The organism is Sulfurospirillum arcachonense DSM 9755, assembly GCF_000597725.1.
Classification (GTDB): Bacteria; Campylobacterota; Campylobacteria; order Campylobacterales; family Sulfurospirillaceae; genus Sulfurospirillum_A; species Sulfurospirillum_A arcachonense.
In genome coordinates this window covers 193971-208136 of the sequence record NZ_JFBL01000002.1, presented here as the reverse complement: position 1 = coordinate 208136, position 14166 = coordinate 193971, and the positions used below count along the sequence as shown (strand labels likewise).

The 14166-nt window shown below is 29.3% G+C and carries 11 protein-coding genes; 2 read left to right on the top strand and 9 right to left on the bottom strand.

Translation table 11 applies throughout. The annotated features are described in order from the left end of the window. Positions 1 to 126: 126 nt before the first annotated feature. Positions 127 to 3063, top strand: coding sequence for a MutS-related protein (locus tag K354_RS0102695; protein ID WP_024953973.1), 2937 nt, complete (start codon positions 127 to 129; stop codon positions 3061 to 3063). Here K354_RS0102695 and K354_RS0102690 read toward each other — a convergent pair. Genes K354_RS0102690 through efp form a run of 4 tightly spaced genes read right to left on the bottom strand, consistent with a single transcriptional unit; the run spans position 3060 to position 7681 of the window. Beyond that, positions 3060 to 3365 (bottom strand): c-type cytochrome, encoded by a 306-nt coding sequence (locus K354_RS0102690; RefSeq protein ID WP_024953972.1) that lies wholly within the window; start codon positions 3363 to 3365, stop codon positions 3060 to 3062. The two genes, K354_RS0102695 and K354_RS0102690, sit on opposite strands and share 4 nt — an antisense overlap. Next, on the bottom strand, positions 3362 to 6565 hold the full coding sequence (locus K354_RS14875) for an EAL domain-containing protein (RefSeq protein WP_024953971.1): 3204 nt from the start codon (positions 6563 to 6565) through the stop codon (positions 3362 to 3364). The genes K354_RS0102690 and K354_RS14875 overlap by 4 nt, the downstream gene beginning before the upstream one ends. Beyond that, a complete protein-coding gene (locus K354_RS0102680; RefSeq protein WP_024953970.1) occupies positions 6559 to 7104 on the bottom strand; it encodes a DJ-1 family glyoxalase III in 546 nt (181 codons plus the stop codon). The genes K354_RS14875 and K354_RS0102680 overlap by 7 nt, the downstream gene beginning before the upstream one ends. A 13-nt stretch (positions 7105 to 7117) precedes the next feature. Further along, the gene (gene efp / locus K354_RS0102675) at positions 7118 to 7681 is read right to left on the bottom strand and encodes an elongation factor P (RefSeq protein ID WP_024953969.1); all 564 of its coding nucleotides are present in this window, start codon (positions 7679 to 7681) and stop codon (positions 7118 to 7120) included. 241 nt (positions 7682 to 7922) lie between these two features. Between efp and K354_RS14955 the strand changes: the two genes are divergently transcribed. Next, the gene (locus tag K354_RS14955) at positions 7923 to 8084 is read left to right on the top strand and encodes a hypothetical protein (RefSeq protein WP_156928203.1); all 162 of its coding nucleotides are present in this window, start codon (positions 7923 to 7925) and stop codon (positions 8082 to 8084) included. A 98-nt stretch (positions 8085 to 8182) separates the two neighbouring features. Here K354_RS14955 and K354_RS0102665 read toward each other — a convergent pair whose 3' ends face one another. From K354_RS0102665 to K354_RS0102645, 5 genes are all read right to left on the bottom strand, one after another. Further along, positions 8183 to 9364 carry a TsoY family (seleno)protein gene (locus K354_RS0102665; RefSeq protein ID WP_024953968.1) on the bottom strand — a complete coding sequence of 394 codons (1182 nt, stop codon included), beginning with the start codon at positions 9362 to 9364 and terminating at the stop codon, positions 8183 to 8185. Between the two features lie 58 nt (positions 9365 to 9422). After that, on the bottom strand, positions 9423 to 11009 hold the full coding sequence (serA, locus tag K354_RS0102660; protein ID WP_024953967.1) for a phosphoglycerate dehydrogenase: 1587 nt from the start codon (positions 11007 to 11009) through the stop codon (positions 9423 to 9425). Beyond that, on the bottom strand, positions 11006 to 11467 hold the full coding sequence (locus K354_RS0102655) for a hypothetical protein (RefSeq protein WP_245600563.1): 462 nt from the start codon (positions 11465 to 11467) through the stop codon (positions 11006 to 11008). The genes serA and K354_RS0102655 overlap by 4 nt, the downstream gene beginning before the upstream one ends. Positions 11468 to 11488: 21 nt before the next feature. Beyond that, positions 11489 to 13168 (bottom strand): 30S ribosomal protein S1, encoded by a 1680-nt coding sequence (locus K354_RS0102650; protein WP_037940068.1) that lies wholly within the window; start codon positions 13166 to 13168, stop codon positions 11489 to 11491. Positions 13169 to 13245: 77 nt separating this feature from the next. Next, positions 13246 to 14076 (bottom strand): 4-hydroxy-3-methylbut-2-enyl diphosphate reductase, encoded by an 831-nt coding sequence (locus K354_RS0102645; protein ID WP_024953964.1) that lies wholly within the window; start codon positions 14074 to 14076, stop codon positions 13246 to 13248. Positions 14077 to 14166: the final 90 nt, after the last annotated feature.

The following is a 14166-nucleotide window of genomic DNA, read 5'->3' as shown; positions in this document are numbered from 1 at the left end:
ATATATTAAATTGTTTAACTTTTGTTTAGCAAATAAACTTAATTAGTTTTATACTCTTAAAACCAAAATTTATACTATCTTTAGTATAATAAATCCTTACATGTAAAGAGGATAATAAAAAAACATATGAATGAAGAAGTAGCACAGATACTAAACTCTAAAAATAAATTATTGACAGAAATTTATTTTGACTTACAACTTCTTTTTGAAGCAAAGTATGGCTCAAATACTATAGTTCTTATGGAAATAGGAAGTTTTTTTGAAACATATGAAGTCAACAACGAAACACATCAAATAGGAAAAGCTAAAGAAGTAAGTGAGCTTTTAAATATCCAACTTACTCGTAAAAATAAAAACATTATTGAAAATTCTTTACAAAACCCTTTACTTGCAGGTGTTCCTGCAGTTTCACTGGAGAGATATCTTAATAGACTCATTCAAACTAAAAAATATACTATTGTTATAGTGAGACAAAAAGGTTTACCTCCACATGTAAAAAGATATATTGCCAATATCATAAGCCCTGGTACAAACTTTGATTATCTGATAGAATCAGGAGAAAACTATCTTGTTTCACTGCTTATTGATTGCAATCACCAGATATACTCTATTGGCTACTCTGCTATTGATGTAAGTACTGGTAAAACTATGATTAATGAAATCCATGGAACAAGAGAAGATAAAACATATGCACTTGATGAAGTTTTCAACCTTTTACAAACCTATAAAACAAGTGAAGTAGTTCTCACTTTTAACTCTGAAAGTATTGACAAAGAGTGGGTAAAAAACTACCTTGAAATAAACTCTTCACTCCATAACAGTATCAACAAAAAAAGAGCAAAGATAGCCTATCAAAACACTCTTTTTGAAAAAATTTATTCTATTCGTTCACTTCTTACTCCTATTGAGTACTTAGATATTGAGCGTCATCCATATGCTAGTGAATCTTTAGCAATCCTTTGTGATTTTATAATCGAGCACGATGAAAATATCATTGAAAAAATGAGCCGTCCTATTTTACTAGGAAGCAATCGTTACATGTACATAGGAAACAATGCTCTTGAACAACTTGGAATCATCTCTAAAAACCCAAGTGAAATGACTCTTTTATCTCTTATAGACCATACTTCAACAGCCATAGGAAAACGTCTTTTAAAAGAGCGACTTTTAAATCCCATATGTGATATTAAAACGTTAAATGAGAGATTTGATTTGAGTGAACAACTTTTACATGATTATAAAAAATTTGAGGTTGCGCTCAAACAAGTCTATGATTTGGAAAGAATTTTAAGACGTATTCAGCTTAAAAAACTCCATCCTTTAGAGCTTGATTATCTCAATACTTCCCTTGAATCAATACTCAATATATTTAAAGAAGCACAGTTTAAAAAGATAAATACACCAAAAAATCTTTATGATGAGTGTGAAGAGTTACTCAAGATTCTTAACTCTACGTTTTTACTTGATTCGTGTGCAAAATTTAGAAAAGAGCAAATTGATGAAAATCTCTTCTTAGAAGGTATCCATCCTCAAATAGATAAAATTATAAATAATAAAAGAGAATCTTTTCAAAGCATAGAAAAAATAGCCTTACATGTAAGCTCTCTTTTTGAAGATAACTCAAAAAATGCAGTCAGTATAGGCTGGCTTGATAGCGAAGGTTATTATATAACATTAACCAAAAACAGATACTCTATGATTAAAGAAAAGCTCCATGAATCTTTTATCACAATAGATGGCGAACACCACTTTTTTAAAGATTTTAGTTTTAAGTTGTTAAAAAACTCTGTTAAAATCACGTCCCAACTAACTGAAGAGATTTCAAAAGAAGTGACAACAGCCAATGTCAAAATGATTGCTTTAGTGAAAAAACGATTTGATGAGAGTTTAGAAAAAATAGAAACTATGTTTTCTCATACGCTTGAGCATCTTATCAGTTTTATTGGAACTTTAGACGTTGCTCTATCAAATGCAAAATGTGCCAATCTCTATAACTACTCTCGCCCGACAGTTTTAGAAGTGGATAAAAACAAAAGATTTATTGAAGCTATTGGTCTAAGACATCCGCTTATAGAATCTCGTGAAGAAAATGGTATCTATGTGCCAAACGATGTTTTACTTGGACATATCAATAAAGATACTGAACATGATCACATCATACTTGAATCTGGTGTAGAGGATGAGATAAGAGGAATGCTTCTTTATGGAATTAACTCTAGTGGTAAATCTTCCTTAATGAAAAGTTTAGGTATCTCTGTCATTATGGCACAATCTGGATTTTTTGTACCAAGTGCGAGTATGAAGTTTGTTGCTTTTGATAAAATATTTACAAGAATTGTAAGTCATGATAATCTTTATAAAGGCTTATCAACTTTTACTGTTGAGATGTTGGAACTTAAAAATATATTTAACCGAGCAACTGAGAACTCTTTAGTACTTGGAGATGAGATAAGTCATGGGACTGAAACCGAATCAGCCTTAGCAATAGTTGCAAGTGCTATGGAAAAACTCTACTCTATGAAATCTTTATTTGTTTTTGCAACGCATTTACATCAACTAGGACAAATAAAGCGTATCAAAAAACTAGATAAACTTGTCTATCTGCATCTTGGAGTTACTTATGATGAAAAAGAAGATAAACTTCTTTATAATAGAAAATTAGAACTTGGAAGTGGAAGTTCACTTTATGGTCTAGAGTTTGCAAAGTCTCTCCATATGGATAAAGAGTTTATAGAGAATGCTTACTCTATTAGAAAAGAGATTGCTGGTGATTTTAGTGAACTTGAACTTTTAAAAAAGAAAAAAAGAAGTAAATACAATAAAGAAATCTACCTCAGCAAATGTGCTTTATGTGATGAAGATGTTGATGATGTGCACCATATATCAGAACAAAGTAGTTCAGATGAGCATGGTAACATAGGTCATTTTCATAAAAACCACAAATATAACCTCATTCCACTGTGTAAAAAGCATCATAATTTAGTACATGAAGGAAAAATAATTATACAAGGTTTTGTCATGGGTGAGGATGGACTAAAACTTCATTATCAAGAAAACTGTTAATAAATTTTTGAAATATACTCCGCTACGGCATCAATTTCTTCATCAGTCATTGATTTTACTTGTTTGGACATAAGTCTTTTCATGGACCTTCCATAAGTTCCTGATTGATACCCTTTCATAGCTTTAACAATATTTTCTTTACTCCAACTTACTATAATTTGGGATTTTCCAAAAGCAGATTTTTCAGCCATTTTCCCATGGCAAGAAGCACATTCTGAGTTAAATATAGAAGCCCCATCTGTCTTTTTTTCGGAACATCCTAAAAAGAGCAATACACTTATTATCAATAAAAAATATTTCATTTTTGTAAAAATTCTTTCAAAGATATTATATCAATTGGTCTACTATATAAGTACCCTTGCCCTTCATAACATCCTTCTTTTTTCAAAAATGCATGCTGTTCTTGTGTTTCGATTCCTTCAGCTATCACACTAAGTCCTAAACTTTTAGACATAGCAATAATAGTACTGGTTATTGCCATATCTTCTTTATCATTTGGAATATCCATAATAAAAGAACGATCAATTTTTAACTTATCAACTGGAAGTTTTTTCAGATAACTCAAAGACGAATACCCTGTACCAAAATCATCTATTGACAAAGTAATGCCATGATTTTTTAATTTTTTAAATAAATGTATCGCATCTTTTGGATTTTCCATTATATAACTTTCTGTTAATTCAAGTTCTAGATAGTTTCCACTTAATCCAGTCTTCTTTAAGATAGAAATTACAACATCGTAAAAATCATCTTGTTTAATTTGAACAGCCGAAACATTTACTGATATTCTACCTTCAAAAAGTTCTTGGTCTATCAAATCTTTGGCATCTTTACATGCCATTTCTAAAACTTTTTTACCTAATTCTATAATTTGCTTAGTATTTTCAGCAATTTTAATAAATCTATCAGGATACATTAATCCCATATTTGGATGATTCCATCTTACTAGTGCTTCTATTCCCAAAACTTGTAAAGTCTTAATAGAAACTTGAGGTTGATAATGCAGTATAAATTCATCCGTTTTTAATGATCTATCAATTTCATTTTTCATAAGCATATTTGCAAAAAGACTTTGGGTCATCTCTTCTGTATAAAATCTATAGGTATTTCTACCAGCATCTTTAGCTTGATACATAGCAGCATCTGCATTTTTAATCAAATCTTCTATTTGATTCCCATCGTCAGGGAAAATAGAGACACCAATACTAGCAGTCAATTTAAAACTAATATGCTCAACATTAATCTCTTCATTAAAAATATTCAAAACTTTACATAAGACAGGTTCGATATCACTTATATTTTCCAACTCTTCTATGAGCATAATAAACTCATCTCCACCAATTCTAGCTATAGTATCTTTTTCTCTCATAATTGTTTTAAATCTAGAAGTTACCGTAGTCAAAATTTCATCACCATAAGAGTGTCCATATGTATCATTTATCTCTTTAAATCTATCAAGGTCTAAAAATAAAACAGCAATCTTACTCTCTTCTCTCTTTGCTCTTTTTATAGCTTGCTCTAGTCTCGCTGAAAGTAATAATCTATTTGGAAGCTTTGTTAAAGGATCATGATGTGCTAAAAATTCTAGCTCTTTTTCAGACTGTTTCATCGTACTAATATCTGATATAACAGAAATATAATTTATGATATTTTCAAATTCATCTTTAATTGTACTAATATTGAGCCATTGTGGAAATCGTTCACCATTTTTTCGGGTACTCCACATTTCACCTTTCCAATATCCATATTTTTTAACTGAGGCCCACATCTTTTTATAAAAACTACTATCATGAAAACTAGATTGTAAAAAAACTGCATTTCGAGCAATTACATCTAAATTAGTATAGCCAGTTATTTCACAAAAGGCATTGTTCACAACTTGTATATTTAATCTATGATCAGTTATAACAATACCTTCATTAGTATTTTCAAATACCGCTGCAGCTAAATTTAATCTACTTTCACTCTCTTTTTTCCCACGGATATCTTTTACAAAACCTATTATATATTGAGGTATTCCATTTTTATCTTTTGAAACAGACATACTTGAATTAACCCAAATTGGAGTTCCATTTTTATGTTTATATCTTTTTGTATATTCTATCTCTGGCAATAAAGTATTTTCCAAAATCTCTCGCCTAGTATCCATTGATATTTCAATGTCATCTTCATATGTAATATCTCTTACATTTATACCACTTAACTCTCCCTCATCATATCCTAAAAGATTATCTATATATTTATTTGTAAAAAGTATTTCTCCATTTAAATCAATATATCCTATACCAATGGCACGTTGATTAAAAATTTCTCTTTGCATAGCTTCTTGCTCGTCAATAGAATCACTCATAATATCCACTTGATCAAGCAATTTTCTATTAGACAAATAAAGTTCTGTAAAATCACTTAATAAGATTTTGATAACACGTGAATTAAACATACCAGCACTACTTGCACTATACTTGTATAATCTCCCATTTATTTCTACTTTATCTTCATAATGACATTTATTTTGAGCAAAGCATTTAAAACTTTCATCTAAAATATTTTTAGGAATTATTTTTTGAAGAGTATCATCTAAGTGAATATTTAATCTTTCTTTTGCAATTTTATTTACCCAACTTACAACTTGAGAATTACCAAAATCATAAGCTTCTATTACTAAGCTATCCAACTTTTCTAATGTGTTTTTTTGAGAAAGAAGTTTTTCTTCCAAGAATTTTGAATAATTTCCTTGAAGGTTACTTAATATATCTTTAGATGTAACAACATAATCAGTTTTTGATCCATCTTCTAAGATTGATTCAACTACAATTCTTCGTATCTTTTTACTTTTCATAAGTTCTATACATTCATGTATAGAAGCTTTCATCGAAACTTTATAAATTGGTGAATGCATAAAACACTCAACACTTTTTTCTTTATCTATTTTATCTTTAGCCAATTGTGTTATATCAGTTTCAGTCAATATTCCAATAGAACCATGCTCATCTGTTACTAAGATTGAACCAAAATTTTTATCTTTCATGAGTTGAATAGTCTCTTTTAAAGATGTTTTTTTATCTACGCTTAATGCTTTTGATTCACTTAAAAAACCTTCAAATATTTTAAAATTACTTCTTATACTCTTTTTTTCAAACTCAAAAATTATTTCTTCTTGTTCAATAACTCCTACAAATTTATCATATTCATCAATGATAACTACTCTTCTAACATTATGATCAATCATAAAATTTAAAGCATAAGTTAATTCTCTATCAAAATGTGCTCTTATGAGCTCTTTAGAAGACATGTTATAAGCATTTGTTGTATTAAAATCTATATTGTCATTGTACAAATACAGAATATCTCTTTCTGTTAAAATACCTATAGGATAATCTTCAGTATCCACTACTACAACATATTTAAGAGATTGTTGGAACATTTTTTCAACAACTTCTTGAACAGTCGTATTTATAGATACTTTGTCATCTCTTCGTTGGACAAACTCTTTTATTAGCATAAAAGTAATTGCCTTTTTATCTCCAACATTTTTTCTTTTCCACAAAGTTTATCAACAATTTCTAACGAAAATTTCATGGCCGTACTAGGACCTTTTGCGGTAATAATATTTTGGTCACACACAACATCTTCACTAGAGGTATATGTACTTTGAGTTATTTTTTGCTCAAATGAAGGATAACAAGTATATGAACTTTTTAAAACTTCAGCTTGTGCTAAAGCGATAGGTGCAGCACATATTGCTCCTATATATTTACCATTTTGATCCATTTCACCAAGAAGTGCCTGCACCGTTTTACTATTTTTTAAATTTTCACTACCTGGCATTCCACCAGGTAATATGATCATATCAAAATCTCTAGAATTCACATCATCAATATGAACCCCTGTTTTTATTTCAATGCCATGAGCTCCTAAAACACATTTACGATTTAATCCAGCTGTTACTACTTCAATATCAGCTCTTCTTAAAATATCTATTATAGTAATTGCTTCTATTTCTTCAAATCCTGTGGCAATAGGAACTAAAACTTTTGACATAAAAAATCCTTTTTTACTTAACTTTTTCTAAATATTCAGCTTTAGCAGTATCTACTTTTATTACGCTACCTTCTAAAACATGAAAAGGAACTTGTACTACTGCCCCACTTTCAAGAGTCGCTGGTTTTTTACCACCTTGTGAATCACCTTTAAAGTTAGGAGGAGTTTCAACAATTTTTAGTTCTACTACTGCTGGTGCTTCAACACCTATTGGTGTTCCATTATGAAAAAGCATCTCTACATTCATGCCATCAATAATCCAATTAGCTACATCACCAACTTGATCATGAGTTAAACCAATTTGATCATAAGTTACTGTATCCATGAACTGCATAAGCTCCCCATCATCATATAAATATTGCATTGTTTTATCTTCAAGATCTGGTTTTTCACATTTATCCCCTGCATGAAAAGTTTTTTCAATTACTTTTCCATTTGCATAAGATTTTATTTTACATCTTACAAATGCTGCACCCTTACCTGGTTTAACATGTTGATATTCTACTATTTTGTAAGGTACTCCATTAAGTTCTATTTTTAGTCCTTTTTTTAAGTCGCCCATTCCAACTGTTGCCATAAATTCTCCTAAATTTTTTATTGATTATACCCAAAATTAAATTACATGATTATTTAAAGCATTTTATATACGATAAACCGTATATACTAACCGATAAAAAACTTTTAATATAATTTAATATAGTCTATATAAACTATATTATGTATTTTATACTCATTTATTTAATATTTATATTCTATTTAATGTATATTTAATTAGTATTTATGTATAATAATTTATCAAAAAAATATAAGGATTTTAGATGACAAACTTGAGTATTTCAGAAAAAAAAGCATTAGAAGAAGTCTTTATTATTTTAGATGAAAGAAAGAGTAAAAAAATAGAATCCCTTAAAAAATATATGATGTTTTATAGATATTTAAAAATATTTTCTAGACAGAAGTTTTTAATGATAAGAAGGTAGATGGTAAAAAATGTTTCATGAGTAAAAACATCTATGTCACTAATTTACTATTATTAGTTTTTCCTAAATAGTAGTTAAAAAGCTCAATAAAGAGCTTTTTAACTTTTTGAAATAAGAAGTTTTTTTGAAAGATTAAAGAAAACTTGAATTGTTTTAAGTTGAATTAATACTAAAGGAGCCAGAACTATAAAATATCCTAATGAAAATATTTCTACAACATTATTTTTTAGTAAACCAAAAAATATAAAAAACATTCCAAATACAAAAAATGCAACACCAGGGCAGATTAAACCCAATGCTCCTACACTTTTTACATTTGACTTCACAAATTTACTAAAATAACCTATTTTTTTCATTATCATATACCCAAAAAAACCAACTATTATTTGTGCAGATAAAATTGCTGAAGTAAGCATAAAAAGATAAGAAGGAGAAGCTTCTTGTTGAAAATTATGAATAAGACCAAAACTAATTCTCACTAAAGCAATACCTAAAAGAGTCAATATTGGTATCAACATCCATAAAGTTCCAGCAGATTCTCCACTCACTCCATAACGAAGCATTGATTTAAATCCTATAACTAAAGTAATCACTAATAGTATAATTGAAATCATCATAAAAAGAATAGAAAAAAACAATGCAAAAGCAGAAACTCCCACATAATGACTCATAGCCCCAGGAGCAGCTAACCCAACAGAAATCATAGAGAAAGCAAATACTGCTAACATTTGAGAAAAATTTGAATTCTTCTCAAAATCAAAAGTTCCTCCTATTAAAACTCTTGATACATAACTCCCATAAAGTTTTAAAGCATATAATCCAACTAATAAAAAAGCTATGGTTGCAAAAGGGAAAAGGTATTCAACAATGCTCCAAAGACCTGGAACGAATACAGCTCCTAAAATAAAACATACATTAATACTCATTGCCATAGTTAATGGCATTGCCATCAATTGTACTTCATTATTGCTATTCTTTAAATCAGTATAACTACTAGTATTTTTAAATAAAGAATATTCTTTAATATTCCAAATAAGTAGTTTAAAATGAACAAATGCAAAAAATAGAATACCCAATAAGGCAACTAAAACTAAAAATGAGACAACTGTAACTTCTGATAATATCGGAAATATATCACTATAAGTACTCATAGGTGTTTTTGGATGTTTTATCATAAACATCAAATACATAAAAAATGAAACGCTAAGCCCACCAGCTCCTAAAGAAGCTAAAAAATAAAGAGGGGAGTACCCCTCTTTTAAATTATGTTTTAAGTTCACACACTCTCCTACATAAATTGATTTTAATAAAATTTCGACCCAAGGGTCAAAGGTTTATTTATATAACTGCATATTCTGCCCAAATACAAGTATCAAGTTCATTAAGTTTTGCTACTAATTTTTTATCTATGTTTTCATCAACTAAAATAACAGCCATAGCTAAACCATGCTCATCACGACCAAGTCTAAAGTCTGCAATATTTACGCCAACACTTGAAAGCATTGAAGATATATCAGCGATAACACCAGGAACATCAGAGTTTTTAACAACTATCATTTTTCCTTTAGGTTTAAAATCAAATTTAAACCCATTAATTCCAACAATTCTTTGCTCATCTTCACCAAAAACTGTACCATTTACTGTAGTAACACCTTTTTCTGTTGTGAGTCTAATTGTTATTTTATTTTTATAACCACTAGAATTATTAATAGCCTCAAACTTAGTATCTATTGCTTTTTCATTCGCTACAAATTCAGCATTTACATAATTAATTTTATCGCCAATTGACTCTTTTAAAGATCCAACTAATGCAAAAGTTAATAATGATTTTACATATTCACCGACTTCTCCTTCGGCTTCAATTTTTACTGATTTTATAGATGCCTTGTTAATTTGTGCACATAAAAATCCCATTTTTTGAACTAACTCTAAATATGGCTCTACAAATGGTGGTAAATCTTCCGCCTTAATAGGAAGATTTAAAGCATTAGGATAACTAACCCCTCTAGCTGCACTAATTGCATTTTCTGCTGCTTGTATTGCTATTTTTTCTTGAGATTCTATTGTGTTAGCACCAAGGTGAGGTGTTACACAAATATTTTCTAAATCTAATAAAAAATGATCAGTTGCAGGTTCATAAGAAAAAACATCAATTCCTGCAAATGCTATCTTACCACTTTTAATGCCCTCATATAGTGCTTCTTCATTATATAAACCACCACGAGCACAGTTTACTAATCTTACTCCATCTTTCATTTTTTTAATCTCATCAAAAGAAATAATATCAATTGTCTCTTTATTTTTTGGAGTATGAATAGTTATAAAATCACAAGCTAAAATATCATCAAAGTTAGTAGTATAAGTCATATCTAAATCTGTTACTTTAGATGATGTAATATAAGGATCATATGCAACAATATCCATATCAAAACTTTTTGCACGAATAGCTACTCTACTTCCTATATTACCAAAGCCTATAACACCTAGTTTTTTACCACTAAGCTCTGTGCCATACCATTTTTCTCTTTTCCAAACTCTATCATTTTTTAAATGATTGTTTGCATTTGTAAAACTTCTAGCAGTTCCTAAAAGATGAGCCATTGTAAGTTCAACTGCAGCGATAGTATTAGCTGTAGGAACATTCATAGCAATAATACCACGTCTACTACAACCATCCTGATCTACATTATCAACACCTACACCTGCTCTTACTATTGCTTTCATATTTTTAGCACTATTTAAAAACTTTTCATTAATATCTGTTGAGCTTCTTGTTATTGCAACATCCGCCTCACCTATAATATTTAATAATTCTTCTTTATCAACACCTACTGCATCAATAACCTCGATATCATTTTCACTTTTTAAAAGTTCAAATCCTTTTTGATGTATTGCATCACAAACTATAATTTTCTTTTGTTTCATAACCAAACCTCAATTATTTTTGATTTTATATCATAATCTTCTAATCTTTTAACTACTTTTTTTAATGAATTTTCTGTTTTACTACTTACATATATTTCAGGAGTTTTATTCTTTTTATCGACTACGTAAGGTAAATTCATTGATGATAGTGTTTGTACTATACAAAAAAGAGAGTAACGATCAGCTCTATTTACAACTAATCTAAAAGATTTTACTTTAGGGGGAACATAACTCTTTAAATCAATTTGCATAAAAAGTTCATTTACAGGAAATGTAAATTTTGTTTCTTTAGACTTTGCAAGCTCTTGTGTCCAAGTTTTATTTTTTGGTAGTTCTCGATTTTTCTTTAGTGAAGGAGAAAGGTACTCGGCACTTATTTGTACACTATTATTATCTTCGCTAAGTAGATTTATTAAAACCATACCTAATGTAATAATCAATAATACAAATAATGCCAAAGTTACCTTTTTTTGCATATATTATTTCAATTGATCTTTAATGATGTCTCCAAGAGTCATCTTTTCTTCTTTATTGATCTCTTTAAGTGCTTCTCTTTCTTTAAGTTTAGAAAGTCTTCTTACTGATAATCTAATACGATTCTTTTTATCATCAATAAAAGTAATTGCAGCTTCAATATCATCTCCAACTTTCAACTCATCTTCAGAACCTTGTGGTAAATCTTCTGTACGAATTAAAGCATCAACATTGTTTTCTAATTCTACAAATACTCCAAAATCTTTAATATCTCTAATTTTACCAATTACTATATCACCGTTTGAATGATTTTTAGCATATTGTTGGATTGGGCTATCTTCTAACTCTTTTTTACTTAAAGATACTTTTTCGTTAATATCATCAATCTTAATAATTTTAACTTCAATTTCATCGCCAACTGTTAAAAGTTCTTTACATTTATCATTTCTATTCCATGAAGTATCTTCATTATGTAAAAGTCCCTCAATACCACCAATTTTGATAAATGCTCCAAAGTTTGTAATTGTAGTAACAACACCTTTAACAACTTCACCTGTTTTGTAAGTTTTTAAGAAATCTTCAAATGGTTTTGGAAGTACATTTTTTAGAGATACTCTAAGTCTTCTCTCATCTGCATTAATTTCAATTACTTCTACATCAATTTCTTGATTTTCTGAGATATAATCTTTTGGATGTTTAATGTTTTTGTCCCAAGAAATTTCTGAAATATGTAAGAAACCTTCTATGTCATTACCAAGATCAACAAATGCACCATATGGTTCAATGTTACTAACTTCAACTTGAATTGAATCACCAACTTCTAATTGATCTCTGATTTCTTCCCAAGGATCTGGCATAGCTGCTTTAATTGAAAGTGAAAGATGACGTTTTTCTTTATCATATTTAATAGCTTTAACAGGAACAACTTCACCTTCAGAGTAAATTGTACTTGGATTTACTGGCCCTTTATAACTAATTTCACTATAGTGAACTAGCCCATCAATACCACCAACATCTACAAACATACCATACGTAGTAATTTTTTTAATTGTACCTTCAACAACTTCATCAGCATCAATTAATTCTTGAACAATTTCTTTACGTTTTTTTCTTTCATCATCAAGAAACTTTTTACGTGATACTACAATTGATTCATTTTCAGTATCTACTTTAATGATTTTAACTTTTACATTTTTACCCATTAAAGCATTCATATCTCTTACAGCTGCTTGTGAACGAGGTAAGAAAAATTCTATACCTGATTCATCTTCAACTATAAAACCACCTTTGTTTTTGCCAACAACTTTAAGGTCAAAAACTTTCTCTTCATCTTCTTTATAATCAGCAATAAATGATTTTACACGCTCTTTACGAATCGCTTTTTTATGAGAAACATTTGGACGTTCGTTTCTGAAACCAGAAATTACAACTTTGATAGTATCGCCTACTTTATATGCCATATTGCCTTCGCTATCTAATAACTCTGAAGTGTATAAACGTCCTTCTGACTTTTTACCCACATCAACTAGTGCAACATCATCTTTTATTTCAACAATAACACCATCAATCAGTGCATCTCTACCAGAATCTTTTTTGAAAGACTCTTCTAACATCGCTGCAAAATCCATCTCCTCTAGCTCGTCTGCAGTTTCAGATTGAACAATCCCGTTCGCCTCATTTACCATTATATTCCCTTTTATTAATTTGATTTTTACACGTTTAGCATTAAGCTGGTATACTCAATTTGTATAAAATTTCACTATTATACTTTAATTTTACTTATTTTTCCAATAATTTTTTCAATTATCCAATCAGGAGTCGATGCACCAGCAGTTATACCACATAACTTTTTATTTTTAAACCACATATTTTGTAACTCATTTTCATTTTCAATCAAAAAACTATCAAAACAATTATCTTTTGCAATGTTAAAAAGCTGTTTTGTATTTGATGAATTTTTACCGCCAATGACTATCATAATATCTGCTTCTTTTGCTAACTCTTTAGCAGCATCTTGATTTTCAAAAGTTGCATTACATATAGTATTAAAAACTCTTACTTCTTTGTAATTAATAGTAAGATAATTGACTATTTTTAAAAATTCATCTACTTTTCTTGTAGTTTGAGACACTATGGCAATTTTATTACTTAAGTGTAAACTTTTGATATCTTCAACACTTAAAACAACTTTTGCTCCATTTTTAGCGTAACTTTGAACACCTCTTACTTCAGGATGATTTTTATCCCCAAAAATTACAACATCATATCCAGCTTCACTCATCTCTTCACATATTTGCTGTGGTTTTGTTACAAACGGGCATGTAGCATCAATAATATCAGTGCCACTTTGTTGAAGCATTTCTAAATCATCTTTTGTTATACCATGAGTTCTAATAATAGCTTTTTTAACACCATTTACTTCACTTACATCATTAAGAGTATCTACATTAAAATTTATTTTTAATCTTTTAATTTCTTCATTATTATGTATTAAAGGCCCTATAGTAGAAGCATTTTTAGAGTTTTCTGCTATTTTTATAGCTCTTTTAACTCCAAAGCAAAATCCATAATTTTTAGCTAATTTAATTTGCATTTTATTGTCTCCTTTTTACGAGGCAAAGTCACGTAAAAATTCCTCTCACTCTTGTGAAGCGAAGCGGTTTGCTTTAGCAAATCACTCTCT